23 protein-coding genes are annotated in these 23,587 nt (G+C 63.7%); 17 read left to right on the top strand and 6 right to left on the bottom strand.

All coding sequences use genetic code 11. The features are described 5' to 3' along the window. Positions 1–65: 65 nt before the first annotated feature. The 12 genes from EN869_RS20915 to EN869_RS20970 all read left to right on the top strand — a co-directional run bounded on the left by EN869_RS20915 (position 66) and on the right by EN869_RS20970 (position 12,045). Positions 66–1,313 carry a phosphopentomutase gene (locus EN869_RS20915; RefSeq protein WP_127227612.1) on the top strand — a complete coding sequence of 416 codons (1,248 nt, stop codon included), beginning with the start codon at positions 66–68 and terminating at the stop codon, positions 1,311–1,313. Further along, entirely contained in the window at positions 1,297–2,187 is an 891-nt protein-coding gene (gene mutM / locus EN869_RS20920) for a bifunctional DNA-formamidopyrimidine glycosylase/DNA-(apurinic or apyrimidinic site) lyase (protein WP_127227613.1), read from the top strand. Before EN869_RS20915 ends, mutM begins: the two co-directional genes overlap by 17 nt. Before the next feature lie 41 nt (positions 2,188–2,228). Beyond that, positions 2,229–3,002, top strand: coding sequence for an enoyl-CoA hydratase (locus EN869_RS20925; protein ID WP_127227614.1), 774 nt, complete (start codon positions 2,229–2,231; stop codon positions 3,000–3,002). Between the two features lie 251 nt (positions 3,003–3,253). Then, positions 3,254–3,520 carry a 30S ribosomal protein S20 gene (rpsT, locus tag EN869_RS20930; protein ID WP_040985913.1) on the top strand — a complete coding sequence of 89 codons (267 nt, stop codon included), beginning with the start codon at positions 3,254–3,256 and terminating at the stop codon, positions 3,518–3,520. A gap of 842 nt (positions 3,521–4,362) precedes the next feature. After that, entirely contained in the window at positions 4,363–5,910 is a 1,548-nt protein-coding gene (dnaA, locus tag EN869_RS20935) for a chromosomal replication initiator protein DnaA (RefSeq protein WP_127227841.1), read from the top strand. Positions 5,911–6,110: 200 nt separating this feature from the next. Further along, complete coding sequence (gene dnaN / locus EN869_RS20940; RefSeq protein WP_040994017.1) at positions 6,111–7,229, top strand: DNA polymerase III subunit beta; 1,119 nt, start codon at positions 6,111–6,113, stop codon at positions 7,227–7,229. A 79-nt stretch (positions 7,230–7,308) separates the two neighbouring features. Continuing rightward, positions 7,309–8,469 carry a DNA replication/repair protein RecF gene (gene recF, locus EN869_RS20945; protein ID WP_127227615.1) on the top strand — a complete coding sequence of 387 codons (1,161 nt, stop codon included), beginning with the start codon at positions 7,309–7,311 and terminating at the stop codon, positions 8,467–8,469. A gap of 73 nt (positions 8,470–8,542) precedes the next feature. After that, positions 8,543–9,298, top strand: a complete 756-nt coding sequence (locus tag EN869_RS20950; RefSeq protein ID WP_127227616.1) for a molybdopterin-synthase adenylyltransferase MoeB — start codon at positions 8,543–8,545, stop codon at positions 9,296–9,298. Positions 9,299–9,300: 2 nt separating this feature from the next. After that, a complete protein-coding gene (locus tag EN869_RS20955; RefSeq protein ID WP_127227617.1) occupies positions 9,301–9,789 on the top strand; it encodes a GNAT family N-acetyltransferase in 489 nt (162 codons plus the stop codon). Next, entirely contained in the window at positions 9,786–11,039 is a 1,254-nt protein-coding gene (locus tag EN869_RS20960; RefSeq protein ID WP_127227618.1) for an aconitase X catalytic domain-containing protein, read from the top strand. Before EN869_RS20955 ends, EN869_RS20960 begins: the two co-directional genes overlap by 4 nt. After that, a complete protein-coding gene (locus tag EN869_RS20965; protein ID WP_127227619.1) occupies positions 11,036–11,470 on the top strand; it encodes a DUF126 domain-containing protein in 435 nt (144 codons plus the stop codon). Before EN869_RS20960 ends, EN869_RS20965 begins: the two co-directional genes overlap by 4 nt. Continuing rightward, entirely contained in the window at positions 11,467–12,045 is a 579-nt protein-coding gene (locus tag EN869_RS20970) for a GNAT family N-acetyltransferase (RefSeq protein ID WP_127227620.1), read from the top strand. Before EN869_RS20965 ends, EN869_RS20970 begins: the two co-directional genes overlap by 4 nt. Before the next feature lie 7 nt (positions 12,046–12,052). On the opposite strand, the gene EN869_RS20975 is transcribed toward EN869_RS20970, so the two are convergent. Next, positions 12,053–13,054: a D-glycerate dehydrogenase gene (locus EN869_RS20975; protein WP_127227621.1), complete on the bottom strand. Its 1,002-nt coding sequence runs from the start codon at positions 13,052–13,054 to the stop codon at positions 12,053–12,055. Positions 13,055–13,324: 270 nt separating this feature from the next. On the opposite strand from EN869_RS20975, the gene EN869_RS20980 reads away from it, so the two are divergent. Next, the gene (locus EN869_RS20980; RefSeq protein WP_127227622.1) at positions 13,325–13,882 is read left to right on the top strand and encodes an SH3 domain-containing protein; all 558 of its coding nucleotides are present in this window, start codon (positions 13,325–13,327) and stop codon (positions 13,880–13,882) included. 152 nt (positions 13,883–14,034) lie between these two features. Here EN869_RS20980 and EN869_RS20985 read toward each other — a convergent pair whose 3' ends face one another. After that, positions 14,035–14,415 carry a DUF4260 domain-containing protein gene (locus EN869_RS20985; RefSeq protein WP_127227623.1) on the bottom strand — a complete coding sequence of 127 codons (381 nt, stop codon included), beginning with the start codon at positions 14,413–14,415 and terminating at the stop codon, positions 14,035–14,037. Positions 14,416–14,425: 10 nt separating this feature from the next. After that, entirely contained in the window at positions 14,426–14,857 is a 432-nt protein-coding gene (gene irrA / locus EN869_RS20990; protein WP_127227842.1) for an iron response transcriptional regulator IrrA, read from the bottom strand. 245 nt (positions 14,858–15,102) lie between these two features. On the opposite strand from irrA, the gene fabA reads away from it, so the two are divergent. The 4 genes from fabA to EN869_RS21010 all read left to right on the top strand — a co-directional run bounded on the left by fabA (position 15,103) and on the right by EN869_RS21010 (position 19,542). Then, complete coding sequence (gene fabA / locus EN869_RS20995) at positions 15,103–15,618, top strand: 3-hydroxyacyl-[acyl-carrier-protein] dehydratase FabA (RefSeq protein WP_040985924.1); 516 nt, start codon at positions 15,103–15,105, stop codon at positions 15,616–15,618. A gap of 115 nt (positions 15,619–15,733) precedes the next feature. Beyond that, entirely contained in the window at positions 15,734–16,954 is a 1,221-nt protein-coding gene (gene fabB, locus EN869_RS21000) for a beta-ketoacyl-ACP synthase I (RefSeq protein ID WP_127227624.1), read from the top strand. A 28-nt stretch (positions 16,955–16,982) separates the two neighbouring features. Then, entirely contained in the window at positions 16,983–17,795 is an 813-nt protein-coding gene (gene fabI, locus EN869_RS21005; RefSeq protein WP_127227625.1) for an enoyl-ACP reductase FabI, read from the top strand. A 193-nt stretch (positions 17,796–17,988) separates the two neighbouring features. Continuing rightward, the gene (locus EN869_RS21010) at positions 17,989–19,542 is read left to right on the top strand and encodes a bifunctional diguanylate cyclase/phosphodiesterase (protein ID WP_127227626.1); all 1,554 of its coding nucleotides are present in this window, start codon (positions 17,989–17,991) and stop codon (positions 19,540–19,542) included. 20 nt (positions 19,543–19,562) lie between these two features. Here EN869_RS21010 and EN869_RS21015 read toward each other — a convergent pair whose 3' ends face one another. The 3 genes from EN869_RS21015 to rpsO form a co-directional block, all read right to left on the bottom strand. Then, on the bottom strand, positions 19,563–20,570 hold the full coding sequence (locus EN869_RS21015; RefSeq protein WP_127227627.1) for a class I SAM-dependent methyltransferase: 1,008 nt from the start codon (positions 20,568–20,570) through the stop codon (positions 19,563–19,565). A 70-nt stretch (positions 20,571–20,640) separates the two neighbouring features. Further along, positions 20,641–22,791: a polyribonucleotide nucleotidyltransferase gene (gene pnp / locus EN869_RS21020; RefSeq protein ID WP_127227628.1), complete on the bottom strand. Its 2,151-nt coding sequence runs from the start codon at positions 22,789–22,791 to the stop codon at positions 20,641–20,643. A 367-nt stretch (positions 22,792–23,158) separates the two neighbouring features. Beyond that, on the bottom strand, positions 23,159–23,470 hold the full coding sequence (gene rpsO, locus EN869_RS21025) for a 30S ribosomal protein S15 (protein WP_281015747.1): 312 nt from the start codon (positions 23,468–23,470) through the stop codon (positions 23,159–23,161). Positions 23,471–23,587 lie beyond the last annotated feature (117 nt).

Here is a 23,587-nt window from a genome sequence, read left to right on the forward strand (position 1 = left end):
TCCGATTTGCCAACGCCGCCGACGAACCTTATGTCTGGGAGCCAACACTGACAACAACGATACCCATGTCGCGCGCTTTCCTGTTCGTTCTCGATTCTTTCGGCATCGGCGGCGCGGCCGACGCCGAACACTATGGCGACGCCGGCGCCAATACGTTCGGACATATCGTTCAGGCCTGCGCCGACGGTCGGGCCGATCGGAAAGGGCTGCGCAACGGACCGCTCGCGGTGCCCAATATGATGTCGCTCGGGCTTGGCCGGGCGGCGCAAACCGCAACGGGACTGAGACCAGGCATTGACGCGCCGCTGATCGCCTCGGCCTTCCATGGCGCCGCCCAGGAAGTGTCGAGCGGCAAGGACACGCCTTCCGGCCACTGGGAGATCGCCGGCCTGCCGGTGCGTTTCGACTGGGGCTATTTTCCCGATACGGTGCCTGCCTTTCCAGCCGATCTGACCGAGGCGATCATCCGCGAGGGCAAGGTGCCGGGAATCCTTGCCAATTGCCATGCGCCGGGAACCGAGATCATCGAGCGCTTCGGTGAGGAGCACATCCGCACCGGCAAGCCGATCTGTTATACCTCGGTGGACTCCGTGTTGCAGATCGCCGCGCATGAAACGCACTTCGGCCTCGACAGGCTTTACGCGCTCTGCCTGACAGTGCGCCGGCTGGTCGATCCCCTGAGGATCGGGCGCGTGATCGCGCGTCCCTTCGTGGGCGAGACGCCGGCCACGTTCCAACGCACCCACAACCGCCGCGACTATGCGGTGCCGCCGCCGGAGGAGACCCTGCTCGACCGTTTGACCGGCCGCGGCAGCAAGGTGATCGCCGTCGGCAAGATCGGCGACATCTTCGCCCATCGCGGCATCTCCGAGGTGCGCAAGGCCGGTGGCAACATGGCAATGTTCGACAAGGCGCTCGGTGCCATGGACGATGCCGGCGAAGGCGACCTGGTCTTCGCCAATTTCGTCGACTTCGATACCGAGTTCGGCCACCGGCGCGACGTCGCCGGCTATGCGGGCGCGCTCGAAGCGTTCGATCGGCGGCTGCCGGAGGCATTGTCGCGCATCAGGCCTGGCGATCTTCTCATCCTGACCGCCGATCACGGCAATGACCCGACCTGGCGCGGCACCGACCACACCCGCGAGCGCGTTCCCGTGTTCGGCATCGGTGCGGGGCTGAGGGGCGGCGACATCGGGTTGAGGCCAACCTTCGCCGATATAGGCGAAACCGTCGCGGATCACCTCGGCCTGGCGCCTGGCCGTCATGGTACCTCCTTCCTTGCAACGATAGGCGGCCATGCCGGAACTGCCTGAAGTCGAGACCGTCCGGCGCGGGCTGCAGCCGGTGCTGGAGGGGGCGCGGCTCGTCAAGGTCGAGGCACGCAGGCCCGACCTTCGCTTTCCCTTTCCCGCGCGTTTTTCGCAGCGGCTTACCGGCAAGACCGTGACGGCGCTCGGCCGACGCGCCAAATATCTGACGATGCATATCGAAAACGGTCCGGTGCTGATCTGCCATCTCGGCATGTCGGGATCGTTCCGCGTCGAAGCCACAGGGGGCGGCGACATCCCCGGCACCTTCCATCACGAGCGTTCGAAAAGTGCCGCGCACGACCATGTCGTGTTCGACGTCGTCTCGCAAAAGGGCGAGCGATCGCGCGTCATCTTCAACGACCCACGCCGCTTCGGCTTCATGCTGTTTGCCGAAGGGGCGCCGGACACCCATCCGATGCTGGCGGGGCTCGGCATCGAGCCAACCGGCAATGCGCTTGACGGTCCACTGCTCGCCTCGCTGCTGAAGGATCGCAGGTCGCCGCTCAAGGCGGCGCTGCTCGACCAGCGGCTGATCGCCGGACTTGGCAATATATATGTGGCGGAGGCCTTGTGGCGCGCCGGCCTGTCGCCGTTGCGCGAAGCCGGCACCCTCGCCGGATCGGCCAGGAAAGCGAAGGACCAAAGCGAGCGCCTGGCGCAAGCGATCCGTTCGGTCATCGCCGATGCGATCGCCGCCGGGGGCTCCTCGCTTCGCGACTATGTGCAGGCCGATGGATCGCTCGGCTATTTCCAGCATTCCTTCGCGGTCTATGATCGCGAGGGGGAGCCATGTCCGAAGCCGGGCTGCCGCGGACAAATCGAGCGCATCGTGCAAAGCGGCCGATCGACCTTCTATTGCCGCACCTGTCAGCGGTGAGCTAGACCGGTCTCTCCAAAAGAAGCGAGGAGACGTACGCCATGACCTATGAAACCATTCTCGTCGAGACACGCGGCAAGGTCGGGCTGATCACGCTGAACCGGCCGAAGGCGCTCAATGCGCTCAATTCGCAGGTGATGGCGGAAGTCGTCGCGGCGGTGAACGCTTTCAACGCCGATGCCGGCATCGGCGCCATGGTGCTCACCGGTTCGGAGAAGGCGTTTGCCGCCGGCGCCGATATCAAGGAAATGCAGGCGATCGCCTTCGTCGACGCCTACACGCAGGACCTCTTCGTCGGCTGGGAGGAACTGACGCGCGCGCGCAAGCCCATCATCGCGGCGGTCGCGGGCTATGCGCTCGGCGGCGGCTGTGAGCTGGCCATGATGTGCGACTTCATCATTGCCGGCGACAACGCCAAGTTCGGCCAACCCGAAATCACGCTCGGCGTCATGCCGGGCATGGGCGGATCGCAGCGACTGACGCGCTTCGTCGGCAAGTCAAAGGCGATGGACATGTGCCTGACCGGGCGGATGATGGACGCCGCCGAAGCTGAGCGCTGCGGACTGGTCTCGCGGGTGGTGCCGGCGGCCGACCTCACCGAGGAAGCGCTGAAGGCTGCGGCGAAGATCGCCGAGTTCTCACTGCCTTCGGTCATGATGACCAAGGAGGCCGTCAACCGCGCCTACGAGACGACGCTTGCCGAGGGGCTGCGCTTCGAGCGCCGGCTGTTCCATTCGCTGTTCGCGCTCGACGACCAGAAAGAAGGCATGGCCGCCTTCGTCGAGAAGCGGAAGCCCAATTTCACCAATCGCTGAAGTGCGCGGCGCGGACGTTTATTCCGGCGGCACAGCTAGGCTCTATTTCTTGATGCATGTCGTTGTCCCAAAACCGCCGCGCACATTTGCGCAACATGCATTGGAACTTCTCCAAAAAGACCGCAAAGCGGCGTTGACGCGTCGGAAAACCTGAACTATAAGCCGCACCAACCGAGGCGGCCCGTGGCTGCCCGTTTGTTTTTTGCGCCCTGCGACATCGCTGGCGTTCACCAGATCAGAAGAGAGGCATCATGGCCAATACTTCCTCGGCCAAAAAGGCTACGCGCAAGATCGCCCGCCGCGCCGCGGTCAACAAGAACCGCCGCTCACGCGTGCGCACCTATGTCCGCAAGGTCGAAGAGGCGCTGGCCGCCGGCGACAAGGCCGCGGCGGTCGAAGCCTTCAAGGCGGCCGAGCCGGAATTGATGCGCGCCGCCACCAAGGGTGTCGTTCACAAGAACACGGCCTCCCGCAAGGTTTCGCGGTTGGCGCAGCGGGTCAAGACGCTGTCGGCCTGACCGTCTTCCACTTTCACTCCATCGATACTGAACCCGGCCGTACAGGCCGGGTTTTTTCGTTTGCCGGCAAGTACTTAAAAAGTTTGCTCACAGGCTGCACTTGTTAGGCGATTCCAATGCCGCTATTGTTTTGCCGGCATATACAGCGCCGCTTATATCTGCGCGCCTCCCACGCGGCACCTGTCTGAATTCCCCTGTCAGAAAATCTACATTTTTTTCAAAGACTTACACGCGGTCATCCACAGCTTGTTCAACGCACCATCGGGCGGCGGGGGAGAAGTAGCTGTCAAGAGAATTATTTCAAAATATTTCGTTTCGGGCGGCCTTTTTCATATTCGTCGGAAAAGGGTTTGAATCACAATGGCTTTGGCAAAACGTGCCGTCGCGGCAGCCGATTTCAAACCCCGTCCGGTAACCAGATTCGTTAAAAATCCGTTAGACGTGGCCTTGCCCTGTCCACAGCGATTTCGGTAATGTCCATTCATCGAAGGGACGGGCACTAAGCCCCTGACCCAGCCTGAATCGGCCAGCACAAAATGGCAGAATTCATGACGTGGAGCAATTCCGCGCGCGGCTTGGTTTTGTCTCTTCGGTGCGGGTAGGGGACTGGCGTAATTGTACATGGCAGTCGATGTCTCGCCGGCGTTTTCGCCGGAAGGTGAGGTATTGCCTTGTCGTTGTCGGAAGCCGGCGTGCGGAGCCGGCAGACGGTTCCCTGCGCGCGTTGCGACGATCATTGCCGGCGGCGGCAGTGGCGGCGCGGCAATGAGGGTCGCCGGAACAAGGATGCAGGAGGCGCATCCCCGGTAGAAAAGGGTACGAGAAGACAAGGAACGTTGATGATGCAGAGCGGCATTGAAAGGGAGATCGCGGGTGAGCTTCCATTTCCAGCAACATTTGTCGGGGGGCACGACGTGGCGGCATCCAGCGACGCGGAACAGAAGTTCGAGCGGGTCAAGACCCAGCTGAAGGCACGTCTCGGGGCTGAGGTCTATTCGAGCTGGTTCGGCCGCATGAAGGTTGCCGAGGCCTCCCGTGGCATTGTCCGCATCTCCGTGCCCACGGCCTTCCTGCGCTCCTGGATCAACGGCCATTATCTCGAGCTGATCGCGGAGCTGTGGCGGCATGAGGATCCGGACGTCCTCAAGATCGAGATCGTTGTGCGCACGGCGACGCGCCAGGGGCGCAATCCTGTCGAGCCGGAGATCGCGCCGTCGCGCAAGATGACCAAGCAGACGCATACCGCACTCGCCAACGGCACCGCGAGCGCCGGACGCGTGGAACAACGCGCGCCGGCACCCCGCCAGGGGGCTTCCGCCGAACCGGAGTTTCGTCACAATGTGCTGGGGTCGCCGCTCGACCCGCGCTACACATTCGCCTCCTTCATTGAGGGACCGTCGAACAGGGTGGCCTTCGCGGCGGCCAGGGCGGTGGCGGAATCGCAATCGAGCGCGGTGCGTTTCAACCCGCTTTTCCTGCATGCGACCGTCGGGCTCGGCAAGACGCACCTGTTGCAGGCGATCGCGGCGGAATCGTTGCGGCACAACCCCAAGTCGCGTGTCGTCTATCTGACCGCGGAATACTTCATGTGGCGCTTCGCCACCGCGATCCGCGACAACAACGCGCTGACGCTCAAGGAGCAGTTGCGCGACATCGATCTCCTGATCATCGACGACATGCAGTTCCTGCAGGGCAAGTCGATCCAGCACGAGTTCTGCCACTTGATCAACATGCTGCTCGACAGCGCCAAGCAGGTCGTGGTCGCGGCCGACCGGCCGCCGTCGGAACTGGAATCGCTCGAGCCGCGCGTGCGTTCACGCCTCAATGGCGGCGTGGCGCTGGAAATGTCGGCGCCGGATTTCGCCATGCGGCTTGGCATGCTGAAGCTGCGCCGCGCCACCGCCAAGACCGATGATACTTCGCTCGATATCTCGGATGAGATTCTGGAGCATGTCGCCCGCACGGTGACCGGCAGCGGCCGCGAGCTCGAAGGCGCCTTCAACCAGCTTCTGTTCCGTCAGTCTTTCGAGCCGCAGATCACCATCGATCGCATCGACGAGATTCTCGGCCACATCTACCGCTCGGGCGAGCCGAAGCGGGTGCGCATAGAGGACATCCAGCGCATCGTGGCGCGCCATTACAACGTGTCGAAGACGGAGCTTCTGTCCAACCGGCGCACGCGCACCATCGTCAAGCCGCGACAGGTGGCGATGTATCTGTCGAAAGTGATGACGCCGCGCTCGCTGCCGGAGATCGGGCGGCGTTTCGGCGGCCGCGACCACACGACCGTGCTGCATGCGGTGCGGAAGATCGAGGATCTTTCGGGCGGCGACAACACGCTGGCGCAGGAGCTCGAACTGCTGAGAAGGCTGATCAACGACCAGGCCTGAGCGGCTCGAAAACGGTCGACGGCGCCGTTCGCCGGCTTTATCCCCAGAAAGCCCGCGCTGCCGGCCGTAACCGGTGCCGCGGGCTTGCGTTCGCGGGCTTTTTACTGTCAGCTTACAGAGATTCTGAAAGCCTTTCAGAGCTTTCGCGGGAACGCCGCCTGCCGGTGACCCGTTCTTTCATTGAAGCGAGCCTGTTCGTCATGCGTGTTATCCTGGAACGGTCAAATCTCCTGAAGTCCCTCAACCACGTGCACCGCGTGGTCGAGCGGCGCAACACCATTCCGATCCTGTCCAACGTGCTGCTCAGCGCCGAGGGCGCCAGCCTCGAGATGAAGGCCACCGACCTCGATCTCGAAGTGACCGAGGCGACGCCCGCCAAGGTCGAACGCGGCGGCGCGACGACTGTGCCGGCGCATCTGCTCTACGACATCGTGCGCAAGCTTTCCGACGGCGCCGAGGTGATGCTGAAAACGGACGAGGACGGCAATGCGATGACCGTCACTTCCGGCCGCTCGAGCTTCCGCCTGCAATGCCTGCCGCAATCCGACTTTCCGGAGCTTTCGGCCGGTTCGTTCTCGCACATCTTCCGGCTGGAATCGGCGGCGCTCAAGGGGCTGATCGACAAGACCCAATTCGCCATCTCCACCGAGGAGACACGCTATTATCTCAACGGCATCTTCCTGCACACGCATGAGGTCGGCGGCAAACTGAAGCTGCGTTCGGTGGCGACCGACGGACACCGCCTGGCGCGCGCCGAGATCGACGCGCCGGCAGGCTCCGAAGGGATGCCTGGCATCATCATTCCGCGCAAAACGGTGAGCGAGCTGCAGAAGCTGGTCGACGATCCCGACGTGGCGGTGACGACGGAACTGTCGGACACCAAGATCCGCTTCACCATCGGCAGCGTCGTTTTGACCTCGAAGCTGATCGACGGCACCTTCCCCGACTATCAGCGCGTCATTCCGACCGGCAACGACAAGAAGCTGATCATCGATCGCCAGAGCTTTGCCGCGGCCGTCGACCGCGTTTCGACCATTTCCTCCGAACGTGGCCGGGCTGTGAAGCTTTCGATCAATGACGGCCAGCTCACCTTGGCCGTTAACAACCCGGACTCGGGCAGCGCCACCGAGGAGCTGGCGGCCGACTATTCGTCGGACCCGATCGAGATCGGCTTCAACGCCAAATATCTGCTCGACGTCGCGGCCCAGCTCACCGGTTCGGAGGCCAAGTTCATGCTGGCTGATGCCGGCTCGCCGACGCTGATCCACGATATGGCCGACGAAACGGCGCTCTACGTGCTGATGCCGATGCGGGTCTAGGTCTCTGTCGACGCAATTCCGGACGGAAAACCGCCGTGCACTTATCCTGGAATTGCTCTAACGGACCTGATGTATCGTCGTGACCGCGGATGCGAAACAGCTTCGGCAGCAAAGTCATATAAGTAAGCTGACACTTACGAATTTCCGCAACTATGCGGCGCTGTCGCTTGAGCTTGCGCCCGGCGCGGTGGTGCTGTCAGGCGACAATGGCGCCGGCAAGACCAATCTCCTGGAAGCGATCTCGTTTCTGACACCGGGCCGAGGCTTGCGCCGCGCGCCCTATGCTGATGTGGCGCGCGAAGGCGGCGATGGCGGCTTCGCCTTGTATGCGCGCATCGAGGGGCCGGAAGGCGAGGTCGAGATCGGCACCGGCATTTCCGGCGGCGATGCCAGCGGAGAAGGCGGCAGGCGCGTGCGCATCAACGGAGCGCCGGCGCGATCGGCCGAAGACATGCTGGAATGGCTGCGGGTCGTGTGGCTGACACCTGCGATGGACGGGCTGTTTCCCGGGCCGGCGGCTGACCGCCGCCGCTTCCTCGACCGGCTGGTGCTCGCGATCGACCCCGGCCACGGCCAGCGCGCGCTCGATTATGAGAAAGCCATGCGCGGCCGTAACCGGCTGCTTACCGAAGGCTCGCGCGACGGCGCCTGGTTCGACGCGATCGAGACGCAGATGGCCGAGACCGGGGTGGCGATCGCGGCGGCGCGGGCCGAGTTGGTGCGGTTGCTTGCAGCCATGATCGACAGATTGCCCGGTAGCGGACCGTTTCCGCAGGCCGACATCAGCCTTGCCGGCGATCTGGAGACCGCGCTCGGCAGCGCAGCGGCGGTCGATGTCGAGGAGCAGTATCGCACTGCCCTTGCCAATGGCCGTGAGCGCGACCGCGCCGCCGGCCGCACGCTGGACGGCCCGCATCGCTCCGACCTCGTGGTGCGGCACCGACCGAAGTCGATGCCGGCGGAACTCTGCTCGACCGGCGAGCAGAAGGCGCTGCTGGTCGGCATCGTGCTGTCGCATGCCAGGCTGACCGGCGAGATGTCGGGGCTGACGCCGATCCTGCTGCTGGACGAGATCGCCGCGCATCTCGACGCCGGCCGGCGCGCGGCGCTGTTCTCCATCCTCGAGGAGCTGAATTGCCAGGCCTTCATGACCGGCACGGATGCGGCTCTGTTTTCCAGCCTCGCCGGGCGGGCGCAGTTCCTGACGGTCGATCATGGCAGCGTCGAGCCGACCGCCTGACACTTGAAGGGCCAAAGCTGTCCACTGCCTGCCAGCGAATGACAAAGCTGCTTGCCGGCGATATGGTCCGGCCATGACCAGTGCCGCCCTGACCGACGAAGAGCTCGAACGCTATGCCCGCCACATCGTGCTGCCCGAGATCGGCGGGGCGGGCCAGCAGAAGCTGAAACGGGCGCGGGTGCTGGTGGTCGGCGCCGGCGGGCTCGGCGCGCCGGTGCTGGAATATCTTGCCGCGGCCGGCGTCGGCACGCTCGGCATCGTCGATGACGACACGGTTTCGCTATCTAATCTGCAGCGGCAGGTGATCCATGGCGGCGATACGATCGGCATGGCCAAAACCGACAGCGCCGCGGCGGCGATCATGCGCATCAACCCCAACGTCACGGTGGAAGCGCATCGCCTGCGGCTGACCGACAAAAACGCCCCTGCCCTTGTCGCCCGCTACGATGTCGTCGTCGACGGCTCCGACAATTTCGAGACGCGCTACGCGGTCGCCGATGCCTGTGCCAGCGAGAAGAAACCCCTTGTCACCGCGGCCGTTGGTCGCTTCGACGGCTCGGTGACGGTGCTGAAGCCGTTCGAGACAGGTGCCGATGGCAAGCGCAACCCCAGCTATCGCGACCTGTTCCCGGAGGCACCGCCCGAAGGGCTGGTGCCGTCCTGCGCCGTTGCCGGCATCGTCGGCGCGCTGACGGGCGTCATCGGCACGCTGGAGGCGATGGAAGCGATCAAGCTGATTGCCGGTATAGGCGAGCCGCTGATCGGCCGGCTGCTGCTCTATGACGGGCTCACGGCCCGTTTCGACACCATCCGCTACAAGGCCGTCTGACAATGGACCAGACCGTCGGCATCTCCAAAGTCGGGCTTCCTGCTGATTTTGGCCAATGGGACGACTTGCTCGCGCTGATCCGGCGCGCCTTCACCTATATGGACGGCGTCATCGACCCGCCGTCCTCGGCGCATCTTCTGACCGCCGACAGCCTTGCGGAGAAAGCGAAAAAGGAGACGGGGTTTCTGGCCGTCGAGAACGGCCGCTTCGTCGGTTGCGTTTTCGCGCTGGAGCGGGCGCGGGATTTCTATGTTGGCAAGCTGGCGGTCGAGCCGGAGCTGCAGGGCCAGGGCATCGGAACCCTGCTGATGCGGGCGGTCGAGGATCTTGCCCGCGAACGCGGCAAGGATGCCATCGAGCTGCAGACCCGCATCGAACTGACCGCAAACCATGCAGCCTTCGCCCGGCTCGGCTTTCGCGAGGCCGGGCGCACGGCGCATGAGGGCTATGACAGGCCGACCTCGATCACCATGCGCAAGGTGCTGACTTGAGCCTTTCACTCAGCCCGGAAGAACAGGCGATCGCCGCCGGCCAGGACGGTGCAGGCATGGCGATGCGCATTGTTGCCGAAAGCGCCCGCCTGCTCGGCGCGCCGCGCCTCATCCCGATCGCTTCCACCCATATCGACGGCGCGTTGTACCACGGTGATTCCGGCACGTTGTTCGCCGAGAGGCTGGTCGAAGGCGGCGCCAAGGTCGCGGTGCGCTCGACGCTCAATGTCGGAGCGCTCGACCTCATGGGCTGCTCGCGCATTCGTCTCGAAGAGCCGCGGCGCGGCATGGCGCGGCGGATGATGGAGGCCTATCGCAAGCTCGGCTGCGAGCAGAGCTGGACCTGTGCCCCCTATCAGGCCGGACACCGGCCGGCACAGGGCAGCGACGTCGCCTGGGGCGAGTCCAACGCGGTCGTCTTCTGCAATTCGGTGCTGGGCGCGCGCACCAACCGCTATGGCGATTTTCTGGACATTGCCTGCGCCATCACCGGCCGCGCGCCGGACTACGGCCTGCACCGGCCTGACAACCGCCGGGCGCGGCTCGTGTTCGACGTCTCGGGCCTGTCGCCGTCCTTCCTTGCCTCGGAGATCGCCTGGCCTGTTCTGGGCAGCCTCTACGGCCGCGAGGTGGGCAACGCAATCGGTGTGGTCACCGGCGTGGCCGGTCACCCCGGCGAGGACGCGCTGAAGGCCTTCGGCGCGGCCGCCGCGTCGTCCGGCGCGGTAGGCCTGTTCCACATCGCCGGCGTGACACCCGAGGCCCCCGACGCCGAAACCATTCTGGCCGCGCCGGAACCGGAGGCGGTGATCCGCGTGACGCCCGAGATGGTGGCGAAGGCCCGCGGCGGCCTGTCGACCGCGGCTGCGCCAAAAGCCATCGATGCGGTGGCGATCGGCAGCCCGCATCTGTCGCCTGCCGAGCTCGACAGCCTGGAGCGGCTGATCGCAGGACGGCGGCTTGCCGTGCCGATCTATGCCTGCACCGGCCGCCACGCGCTCGCCCTGCTGGAGCAGGACGGTGGGCGAAAGAGACTCGAAGGCAGCGGCGTGGTCATCGTGGCCGACACTTGTGTTGTGGTGACGCCGATCATGCCGGACCTCGGCAACGGCGTGCTGATGACCAATTCGGGCAAGTTCGCGCATTACGCGCCGGGCAACACCGGCTACGCGGTGCTCTACGCCTCGCTTGCCGACTGCGTCGAAAGCGCAGTCCTCGGCAGGCCGGTCTTCACGGATATCGCCGCATGAGCGCCCCAGCCGAAATCCTGGTGCCGGGGAAGGCAGGCGAAGGCGAAGCGCTGGTGCTGACGGCGCCGATCAGCTTCTGGGGCGGAGTCGACCCCAAGACCGGACGCATCGCCGATGTCCGCCATCCGCAGCATGGCGAGGTCATTGCGGGCAAGGTGCTGTTTCTGCCGGGCACCATCGGCTCGTCATCGGCATCGGCGGTGCTGATGGAGCTGGTCCACAACGGTCGGGCGCCGGCCGCCCTGGTGCTGCACGAGCCGGACGCGATCCTGCTGCTCGGCCTGATCTCCGCCCGGGAAATGGGCTGGGAAACGCCTATGGCCGTGCGGCTTGAGCGGGACCGGTTTGATGGCTTTCGAGACAGCAGGACAGTCGTCGACACGAACGGCTCGATCGATCTGGTCCCAAATACCTATGATAGGCCGGCATGAATGTCGTCATTCGCCCGGCGACCAAAAACGACGCGCTGCATGTCGCGGCGGTCGTCGACATTGCCGGGCATGGCATCGATCTCGATAGCTGGATCAAAAACAGCGGAGGGGATCACGCTGTGCTGGAGGCGGCACGGCGCGCCGCATCCGCCGACCCCGGTTCGCCATATCATTTTTCCAAGGCATATCTCGTTGAGGTCGAGGGTGTGATCGCCGGAGGATTGGTCGGCGAACTGCTTGGGCCGGTTGATGACTATGGGGCGGAAATCTCACCTGCTTTGATGCCGCTCGTGACTCTGGAAACTCGGCTCGTCGGTTACTGGTCGATCCTCGCGATCGCTGTCTATGCCGAATATCGCGGCAAGGGACTGGCGGGACGGCTGCTCTCGCATGCCGGCGAGTTGGCAGAAGCGGTCCGCGCCAAGGGCCTTTGCCTGACTGTCGAAGACACCAACCTCGATGCGATCTCCGTCTACCGGAGGCTCGGCTTCGCCCCAGCGGAGAGCCTTCCCTGGGTGCCTTACGGCGGCAGAAGTGGCCCAAATCAATGGGTCATGATGAAGCTGGACTTTTAGCGCCCTTTCAGGTCCTGAGCGGCAGAACGCGGTCCGGCGGGCGGTGGCCGTCGAAGAAGGCGCGGATGTTGATGATCACCTTCTCGCCCATGTCGATGCGGCCCTCGAGCGTGGCCGAGCCCATATGCGGCAACAGCACCACCTTGCCTTTGGCGGCAAGCTTCAACAGCTTGCTGTTCAGCGCCGGCTCGTGCTCGTATACGTCGAGGCCGGCGCCGGCGATCTTGCCGTCATGGATGAGCTTGATCAGCGATTCCTCGTCGATGATGTCGCCGCGCGCGGTGTTGACGATGTAGGCCGAGGGCTGCATCAGCGCCAGGCGACGGCCGGACAGCAGATGGAACGTCGCCGGCGTCGACGGGCAGTTGACCGAGATGATGTCCATGCGGGCGAGCATCTGATCGAGGCTTTCCCAATAGGTTGCCTCCAGCTCCTCCTCGACCGCCGGCAGCACACGGTGCCGGTTGTGGTAGTGGATCGACAGGCCGAAGGCCTTGGCCCGCTTGGCGACCGCCGTGCCGATGCGGCCCATGCCGACGATGCCGAGACGTTTGCCCCAGATGCGCCGGCCGAGCATCCAGGTCGGCGACCAGCCCGCCCACTTCTTGTCGCCGGTCAGCACATTGGCGCCTTCGGCCAGACGCCGCGGCACCGCGAGCATCAGCGCCATGGTCATGTCGGCAGTGTCTTCGGTCAGCACATTCGGCGTGTTGGTAACGGTGATGCCCTTCTTGGCCGCCGCCGCGACATCGATCTTGTCGACGCCGTTGCCGAAATTCGCGATCAGCTTGAGGTTTTCGCCCGCCTGGGCGATCAGCGCGGCATCGATATGGTCGGTGATGGTGGGAACCAGCACATCGGCTTCTTTGACCGCCGCGACCAGTTCCGGCTGCGTCATCGGCCGGTCCTCGACATTCAGCCGCGCGTCGAACAGCTCGCGCATGCGGGTCTCAACCGGGTCGGGCAGCTTGCGCGTGATGACGACGAGGGGCCGTTTTTTGCCTGCCATTTTATCCCCGAAGCTTCCTCGATCAGGATGACGTTTCGTCGAATCGACTTCCCGATCCTACTCTTTTTTGGAGCATGATCTTTTCCGAAAACCGGCTCCCACTTTTCGGGATCATGCTCTCGAAACCGATCTTGTTGAGACCTCTTTAACCAAGACCGGCGAAACTTGTAGCCAGTCGCGGCATCAGCCCACTCCTGTAACAAGCGGTGCCGCCGAAGACAAAGAAAAAGGGGCGCTCTTCCCGACGGACCGGCGCCGAAAGGAACGAAAGTGTCTGGTTTCGCGTCGCTTCGCCTGGCCTTCAGCGCGGCCATTCTTGGCGCACTCCTCTGCGCGCCGCAGGCATTCGCGCAGAGCGCGGCCGCACCCGCGCAGACGGTGACGCTCGGCCCGAGCGGCCTGCCGCTGCCGCGATTCGTCAGCCTGAAGCCGGCCCGCGTCAATTCGCGCGTCGGCCCCGGCGCCAATTATTCGGTCAACTGGATGTATATGAAGGCCGGGCTGCCGATGGAAATCATCCAGGAATTCGACACCTGGCGGCGCGTGCGCGACGCCGACGGGTCGGAAGGCTGGATCAACCAATCGCTGCTCTCCGGCCGCCGCACCGCGATCGTCGCACCCTGGCAGCGCGGCAAGGGCGGGCAGGTCAACCTGCTCAACGAACCCGACAAGGACGCCGGTGTCGTCGCCATCATCGAGCCGGGCGTGATCGGGTCGATCAAGAAATGCGACGGCCAATGGTGCGAAATGACTTTCGACGGCCATACTGGCTGGATGGCCCAGTCTCAGGTGTGGGGCGCTTACCCCGGCGAGAAATTCAAGAACTAGGCGTGTCGATATCCAGGCGATGCCGGGCTGACCTGAATTCAACATACCCTAAAGTGCGTGGCGATCTTTCAGATTCGCTCCATGCGCTTTAGATTTTTGATTTTGCGCATGTCTTTATCCCGAAACCGGTTCCCACTTTCGGGAGACGTGCTTTAACCGGCCGTGCGATTGCGGTCGCGACCGATGCGGCCGAGATGCGTATCCTGAAAACCGGTGGGCAGCTTGAGGCCGTAGCCGAGGGCACGGTCGACGGCGATGTGCGCGATCCAGATCAGCGCCACGGCGGTCGTGACCGGGCCGGCAAGCAACGCGCCCGCGAGCAGAAGGCCGAGCGGGGCAATCAGGATATGCAGGGCGTTATAGGTGACGGCGCCGAGGCGCGGCCCGGCGAGGTAGCCCAGCATCGACAGGTCCGGCGCCAGGATGAGCAGCACAAACAGCCACCAGGAAAAGCCGGACATCGCGTAGCAAACGATGGCCAACGCGGCGACGGTGACCCACTCAAACCGGACGATCAGATCGACGGGCCGCATCACCACGGGATCAGTCGACGCGCTTCGGGCGCAGCCTCACGACGATGTCGACATTGGCGATCTCCATGCCTTCCGGCGGTGCCGGCAGGTTGGAGACGGTGACCGGTCCGCTTTCGATGTCGAAAATCCGGTTCTCGCCTTCAATGTAGAAGTGATGATGGTCGGAGGTGTTGGTGTCGAAATAGGTTTTCGAACCTTCGACGGCCAGGATCCGCAGCAGGCCGGCCTGGGTGAACTGATGCAGCGCGTTGTAGACCGTCGCCAGCGAAACCGGCACGCCGGCGGCGATCGCCTCCTCGTGCAGTTCCTCGGCCGAAAGGTGGCGGTCGCCCTTGGCGAAAAGCAGATCGGCCAGCGCGATGCGCTGGCGCGTCGGCCTCAGGCCGGCTTCGCGAACCCGCTTGTCCACAGCGACATTTTCCTTCCGGTAGCCCGAATCCATCTTCGCTTCGAAGCTTGTTGCCCAGCCCATCAACAGGTCCAGGATGGCAAAAAGACGTCAAAAGCCAAAACCGGACACCAATCGACATATATTCTGTAGTCCGAATGCGATCAATAGCGCGCATTGACCCGAGCAGGCGCACGCGTTAAGCGCAAACGCCGGTTTCCGGCCGCAAACAGAGTGTGTTAGGAAACCACCGACAAGGGCGCCCTGCCGCCCGCGAAGAACACGGGGACGGAAGTTTAATGGCGGATCAAAAGTCCAGCTACGATTACGAGGAACTGCTTGCCTGCGCCCGCGGCGACCTGTTCGGGCCAGGCAACGCCCAGTTGCCCTACCCGCCGATGCTGATGTTCGACCGCATCACCGAGATCAGCGAGACCGGCGGCGCTTTCGACAAGGGCTTCATCCGTGCCGAATTCGACATCAAGCCGGACCTGTGGTTTTTCGCCTGCCACTTCATCGGCAATCCGATCATGCCGGGCTGTCTCGGCCTCGACGCCATGTGGCAGCTGACGGGTTTTTATCTCGGCTGGCTTGGCGAGCCGGGCAAGGGCATGGCGCTTTCGACCGGCGAGGTGAAGTTCAAGGGCATGGTGACGCCGTCGGTGAAGAAGGTCGAATACGGTGTCGACTTCAAGCGTGTGATGCGTGGCAGACTGGTGCTCGGCATCGCCGACGGCTGGCTCAAGGCGGATGGCGAACCCATATACGCCGCTACGGATCTGAAGGTCGGCCTGTCCAAGCAGTCGGCCGCCTGACCGTTTTCGCCACGGCGTCCGCGTACCCAATGGACGCCAGGTCAGTTTATTTGCGTATGATCATGGGCGAAAACCGGCTAGGTTTTCCGCCCGAATACGCCGGAAGGAGTTGCGAATGAGACGGGTCGTGGTGACAGGGCTCGGCATTGTGTCGTCGATCGGCAACAATGCCAATGAGGTGCAGAGCTCGCTTTACGATGCAAAATCCGGCATCAGCTTTTCCAATTCCTTCGCCGAACACGGCTTCCGCTGCCAGGTCTGGGGCGCGCCGACGCTCGATCCGACCGCGATGATCGACCGCCGCGCCATGCGCTTCCTGAGCCAGGGCGCTGCCTGGAACCACGTCGCCATGGACCAGGCGATCGCCGATGCCGGCTTGGGAGAAAACGACATCACCAATGAGCGCACCGGCATCGTGATGGGTTCGGGCGGTCCGTCGACGCGCACCATCGTCGAGGCGGCGGAGACCACGATCAAGAACAATAGCCCGAAGCGCATCGGCCCGTTCGCCGTGCCAAAGGCAATGTCGTCGACGGCCTCGGCCACCCTGGCCACCTGGTTCAAGATCCACGGCGTCAACTATTCGATCTCGTCGGCCTGCTCGACCTCGGCGCATTGCATCGGCAATGCCTATGAGCTGATCCAGTGGGGCAAGCAGGATGTGATGTTCGCCGGCGGCCACGAGGACCTCGACTGGACGATGTCGGACCTGTTCGACGCCATGGGCGCGATGTCGTCGAAGTACAACGACAAGGCATCCACCGCTTCGCGCGCGTATGACGTCAACCGCGATGGTTTCGTCATTGCCGGCGGCGCGGGTGTGCTGATCCTGGAGGAGTTGGAGCACGCCAAGGCGCGCGGCGCCAAGATCTATGCCGAGATTGTCGGCTACGGCGCGACCTCCGACGGCTACGACATGGTGGCGCCGTCGGGCGAAGGCGCGGTGCGCTGCATGCGCCAGGCGCTTGCCACCGTCTCGACCCCGGTCGACTACATCAATACCCACGGCACCTCGACACCGGTCGGCGATTCCAAGGAAATGGGCGCCATCCGCGAGGTGTTCGGCGACAAGATGCCTTACATCACCTCGACCAAGTCGCTCACTGGGCATTCGCTGGGTGCGGCGGGCGTGCAGGAATCGATCTATTCGATCCTGATGATGCAGGGCGGCTTCATCGGCGAGAGCGCCCATATCGAGGAGCTCGATCCGGAATTCGAGGGCATGCCGATCGTACGCAAGCGCATCGACAACGCGAAGATCGACACTGTCCTGTCGAACTCATTCGGGTTTGGCGGCACCAACGCCACGCTGATTTTCCAGCGCTATTCCGCATAGGCCAGCGTTTTTATAGGGATTGCCTTTTATGGACGGGTTGATGAAGGGCAAGCGCGGGCTTGTCATGGGCGTCGCCAACGACCACTCGATTGCCTGGGGCATCGCCAAGAAGCTTTCGGAACATGGGGCGGAGCTGGCTTTCACCTATCAGGGCGATGCCTTCGGGCGGCGGGTCAAGCCGCTGGCCGAGAAGGTTGGCGCCTCGTTGATCGTGCCCTGCGATGTCGAGGACAGCGCTTCGGTCACCGCGACCTTCGAGACCCTCGGCAAGGCCTGGGGCGAGTTGGATTTCGTGGTGCACGCCATAGGCTTTTCCGACAAGAACGAGCTCAAGGGCCTCTACGCCGACACCAGCCGCGACAATTTCGTGCGCACCATGGTGATCTCCTGCTACTCCTTCACCGAGGTCGCCCGCAACGCTGCCGCGCTTATGGGCAATGGCGGCTCGATGATCACGCTCACCTATGCCGGCTCGGTCAGGGTCATGCCCAACTACAACGTCATGGGCGTCGCCAAGGCCGGGCTTGAGGCAAGCGTGCGCTATCTTGCCAATGACTACGGCCCGCGCGGCATCAGGGTGAACGGCATCTCGGCTGGGCCGGTGCGGACGCTGGCCGGCTCCGGCGTTTCCGACGCTCGCCATATGTTCTCCTACCAGCAGCGCAATTCGCCGCTCAGGCGCACCGTGACCATCGACGAGGTCGGCGGTTCGGCGCTTTACCTGCTCTCCGATCTGTCATCGGGCGTCACCGGCGAGATCCACTATGTGGATTCCGGCTATCACATTGTTTCGATGCCGGCGCTGGAAGAACTGAAGCAGAACGACGGCGGCCGCGAATAGTTCGCAAGCGTGCTGGGACGGTTCACGGAACAACCGCCCCTTCTGAGTTTTGTTTTCGTGCAATTCCGGACGGAAACCGCCACGCATTTTTGCTGGAATTGCTTCACGCGCGTTCCGGTAAAATTCGAGGCATTGGCGGAAACTGATTTTAAGGAGATATCCGTTATAGGGTTTCCTAACCTAGGGACCTTGCATGTCTGCAGTCAGCAACCCGAAGCGAACACCGCTCTTCCGGCTGATCACCATCGCCAGCTCGGGCATGGGCAGTTTCATCCTTGGTTTGTGGGGGCTGCGCTTCGGCTTTGGTGACGGCATGGCCGGCATACCGGCCGAAACGATGGCGGGCATGATTGCTGCACTCTGCGCCCTTGCCGCTGGGGGCGCCGCGCTGTCGTTCTTTGCGGGCGTCGATGAATCGGTGGCCTATGTCGTTAAGGAAACCCATTTCGACAAGCTGACCGGGCTTTTGTCGCGCCAGGCCATGGTCGGCAGGATTGCCGATGCCGCTTCCAGCACGATCCGCACCGGCGAACCCGTGTTCCTGATCGACATCGATATCGACCGCTTCAAGCAGATCAACGACGCCATCGGCTACAGCCAGGGCGACGAACTGATCCGCGCCTTCACCACCAGGCTGAAGGAGAACATGCCGAAAGATGCCGAGATCGGTCGCATAGGCGCCGGCGAGTTCTGCGTGCTATTGCCCGATCGCGACATCAAGGGATCGATCGAGCGGCTCATCGAAAAGCTCATCAACGACATGATGGAGCCCTATCAGCTGCAGAGCCATCTGCAGTCGGTCAGCCTGTCGGTCGGCATCGTGGCGATGCCGAAGGACGGCGTCGACCCGGTCCTGATCCTGCGGCGCTCGAACCTGGCGCTGCAGAACGCGCGCGCCAGCGGCGTCGGCAACTGGTCCGTCTTCCACGCCGATATGGGCCGCGTGGCTGACTATCGACAGTGGATCGAGTCGGAACTGAAGACCGCTTTCGACCGTGGCGACTTCAGTCTGCACTATCAGCCGCAGCTCAACCTGCCGAGCGGCCGCGTCATCGGCTACGAAGCGCTGATCCGCTGGAAGCACCCGGAGCGCGGCATGATCCCGCCGATGGAGTTCATTCCGATCGCCGAGGAAACCGGCATGATCAATCCGATCGGCGAATGGGTGCTGCGCAAGGCCTGCAGCGACGCCCGCTACCTGCCTCAGGACTGCTTCGTCGCCGTCAACATCTCGCCGGTCCAGTTCATGACCAGGGATTTCGTCGGCATCGTGCGCGAAGTGATGGAATCGACCGGCATCAAGCCGTCGCGGCTGGAGCTCGAGGTCACCGAGACGGCGATGATGCAGGACCGCGACCGCGCCGCGGCGATCCTGGAGCAGCTTGCCAAGATGGGCATTTCCGTGGCCGTCGACGATTTCGGCACGGGCTATTCCAATTTGAGCTACCTGATCGACTTCTCATTCGGCAAGCTGAAGATCGACCGGTCCTTCGTCAGCCGCATCGACACCGACTCCAATTCCGGAGCGATCGTTTCGACCATTGTCGGCCTGTCACGGGCGCTCGGCGTCGGCATCATCGCGGAAGGCGTCGAGACCGAGAACCAGGCCACGCTGCTCAGGGCCGCCGGCTGCGAGGTGGTGCAAGGCTATCTGTTCGGCCGGCCGGCGCCGCTCAAGGTCGAGTTGGGCGAAGCGCAGCCTGCCTTCGGCGCTCGCGAACCGGCCCGCATCGTCAGCGTGCAGTAGAGCACCTCGCAACAAGCATTTCAGCGGCGCGCCGAAAACACCTTGAACATGTTGTCGCGGGCGATTTCGGCATGGCTGGCAAAGGCCGCGCCCAGTATCTGTTCGTAGGGAAGCTGGCGATTGGCGACCATGAACAGTCGGCCGCCCGGTTTCAGTGCCTTCGACGCCGCGCGGATCATGCCGGCGCCGATGCCGGGCTCGGCCGCGCGGCCGCTGTGGAAGGGCGGGTTCATGACGATCGCGTCGTAGCGCCGGTCGACCGTCTCGGTGAGAAGATCGGTCCAGAAGAAGCGCGGCTCGATAGCGCCATGGACGTTCAGTTTCGCCGCCTCAAGAGCTTCGAAATCCGCTTCATAGAGATCGAGCGCGGTGACACCGTGCGAGCGCTGCAGGACCTCCGCCGCCAGGTAACCCCAGCCGGCGCAGAAATCGGCGACGTTGCCTTTCAGATCATTGGGCAGGTTTGCCGCGAGCAATTTCGAGCCGGCGTCGACCCGGTCGAAAGAGAACATGCCAGGGGTGGTTCTGAAGCCGCCGTCAACGGTCAAGTCGGGGTTGCCGGCGCGCAGCGTCGCAGCCGCCTCCACGCCTGCCCGCCGGAACCAGAAGACAACGCCGTGATGCTTCGGCAGATGGCCTTCGAGCGGCGCAAGTACGTTGATCCGCTTGCGCAGGCTGTCGATGCCGTCGTCCTTGCCGCCGGCGACAGCGATCGGCGCGCCCGGCGCAGTGCGCTCGATGGCCTCGGCGATGCGCAACTCATTCTGTCCGCGATGCCGCCCGGCGAGCACGAGCGCCATGTCATAGCCCTGCCCTTCCGCCCGCGGCGTCACATTGTGGCCTGCGGCCTGCAAGGCGCGGAAATGCGGCCGGAATCCTTGCACCAGATGCAGCCCCGCCTCGAAGCCCGTGGGCAGGCGGAAGCCGGGCTCGGCGCCGAGGAAAAGAACACGAGCATCCTTTGGCGGCAGAGGCAGCGCCTCGGCCTCGAAAGGATAGAACAACGTCTTCAGCGGCTCCGCGGCCATTCATCCACCCTTGAAACAAAACGGGCGCGACCTTGCGGCGCGCCCGTCTTGGATTATGCGATCAAGCCGATCAGGCGGCGTCTTCCTCGCCTTCTGGCTTCTTCTTGTCCTGAACGATTTCCTTGCCGGTCGCCTGGTCGACGACCTTCATCGACAGGCGGACCTTGCCGCGTTCGTCGAAGCCCATCAGCTTGACCCAAACCTTGTCGCCTTCCTTGACGACGTCAGAGGTCTTGGCGACGCGCTCATTGGCGAGCTGCGAGATATGGACGAGGCCGTCACGCGGGCCGAAGAAGTTGACGAAAGCGCCGAAGTCGGCCGTCTTGACGACGGTGCCTTCGTAGATCTCGCCGACTTCCGGCTCGGCGACGATGGTGTGGATCCACTTCCTCGCCGCCTCGATCTCCTTGGCGTTGGCGGAAGCGATCTTGACCGTGCCGTCGTCCTCGATGTTGATCTTGGCGCCGGTCTTCTCGACGATCTCGCGGATCACCTTGCCGCCGGAGCCGATAACGTCACGGATCTTGTCGGTCGGGATATGCATGACCTCGATGCGCGGCGCGAACTCGCCGAGCTCGGCGCGGGCGCCGGAGATGGCGTGCGCCATCTCGCCCAGGATGTGCAGGCGGCCGTCCTTGGCCTGGGCAAGCGCGATGCCCATGATCTCCTCGGTGATGCCATCGATCTTGATGTCCATCTGCAGCGAGGTGACGCCGTTGGCGGTGCCGGCGACCTTGAAGTCCATGTCGCCGAGATGGTCCTCGTCGCCGAGGATGTCGGAGAGCACCGCGAAGCGCTCGCCTTCCTTGATCAGGCCCATGGCGATGCCGGCGACCGGCTTTGCCAGCGGAACGCCCGCGTCCATCAGCGCCAGCGAGGTGCCGCACACGGTCGCCATCGAGGACGAGCCGTTGGATTCGGTGATCTCCGAGACGATGCGCAGCGTGTAGGGGAACTGCTCCGCCGAAGGCAGCATCGGATGGATGGCGCGCCAGGCAAGCTTGCCGTGGCCGATTTCGCGGCGGCCCGGCGAGCCCATGCGGCCGGTCTCACCGACCGAGTAGGGCGGGAAGTTGTAGTGGAGAAGGAACTTCTCCTTGTACATGCCGGTCAGCGAATCGACGAACTGCTCGTCCTCGCCGGTGCCCAGCGTGGCAACCACCAGCGCCTGGGTCTCGCCGCGGGTGAACAGCGCCGAACCATGGGTGCGCGGCAAGACGCCGACTTCCGAAACGATCTTGCGCACGGTCTTGAGATCGCGGCCGTCGATGCGCGAGCCGGTGTCGAGGATGTTCCAGCGCACGACCTTGGCCTGGAGCTCCTTGAAGACGCTACCGATCTGCTCGGAAGTGTACTTGGCTTCCTCACCCTCGGCCGGAGCGAAGGCGGCCTTGACCTTGGCCTTGACGGCGTCGACCGCGGCATAGCGCGACTGCTTGTCGATGATCTTGTAGGCGTCGCGGAGCTCGTCGCCGACGACCTTCAGCATCTCGGCTTCAAGCGCGGAGTAGTCGGGCGCGGTGAAGTCGCGCGGCTCCTTGGCGGCGACCTCGGCCAGCTTGATGATCGCCTCGATCACCGGCTGGAAGCTCTTGTGGCCGAACATGACGGCGCCGAGCATCAGGTCCTCGGAGAGTTCCTTGGCCTCGGACTCGACCATCAGCACGGCGTCGCCGGTGCCGGCGACGACGAGGTCGAGCTTGGATTCCTCCATTTCGTCGATGTGCGGGTTGAGCACATATTCGCCGTTGATGTAGCCGACGCGGGCGCCGCCGATCGGGCCCATGAAGGGCACGCCGGAAAGCGTCAGAGCGGCGGAGGTGGCGACGATCGACAGGATGTCCGGATCGTTCTCGAGGTCATGCTGGACGACGGTGACGACGATCTGGGTGTCGTTCTTGTAGCCGTCGGCGAAAAGCGGACGGATCGGACGGTCGATGAGGCGGGAAACCAGCGTTTCCTTCTCGCTCGGACGGCCCTCGCGCTTGAAGTAGCCGCCCGGGATCTTGCCGGCGGCGTAGGTCTTTTCCTGGTAGTTGACGGTCAGCGGGAAGAAATCGAGGCCGGGCTTCGGCTCCTTCATCGAGACGACGGTGGCCAGAACCACGGTCTCGCCATAGGTCGCGAGCACAGCGCCGTCAGCCTGGCGGGCGATTTTGCCGGTTTCCAGGATGAGCGGACGGCCGCCCCATTCGATTTCCACTTTGTGTTGGTTGAACATATCTTGTCCTTCAAATGCGGAAGGGGCCACGCCGTCTTACCGGTCGCGGGTTCTCCCTTCGCTGGCTTCCTTCGGGCAGCCACGGGCAAGACAACGGGAAGCTCGATAAAGTCCGGCTCGTGAGCCGAGCGAGCATCCTGCAATCCTGCCCCATGACCGTCCATGGGCGGCTCCGGATAGCCCTCTGCGGTCCGGAACCCGATCGGCCGGCTGGTCGGCCGGCCTTGCGCTTGACGCCGAAAACCGCTGTTTCCGGAACGCGTCCTGCGCGGAGGCGAATTTCCTTTTCCAGCATTGCGGCACCGGACCATCCGATGCGCCAATGCGCGACCGGCGGGCCCCCTTGGAGAGCCCGCCGGTCAATTCGTCAGCGACGCAGACTGAGCTTGTCGATCAACGTCTGGTAGCGCGCGTCATCCTTGCGCTTGAGGTAGTCAAGCAGGCTGCGGCGCTGGGAAACCAGAGCAAGCAGGCCACGGCGGGAATGGTTATCCTTCTTGTGGTCCTTGAAGTGCTCGGTCAGGTTCTTGATGCGCTCGGAAAGGATGGCAACCTGGACTTCCGGAGATCCGGTGTCGCCCTTGGCGGTTGCGAATTCGGTCATCAATTCCTTCTTGCGATCGGCAGTGATCGACATCGTGCTTTTCCTTATCTGTTGGAGGAAACCGGACGCCCACAGCCGGGATGTCGTCCAGCAGGGGCCAGTGCAAGCAACGCGTCAGGGCGCGAAGCTGCGGCGCATATAGTGCAATTCCGGATAAAACACCAGCCCAATTGTCAAGCCGGCTTGTCGCAG

Source organism: Mesorhizobium sp. M2D.F.Ca.ET.226.01.1.1, from assembly GCF_004022705.2.
Lineage (GTDB): Bacteria > Pseudomonadota > Alphaproteobacteria > Rhizobiales > Rhizobiaceae > Mesorhizobium.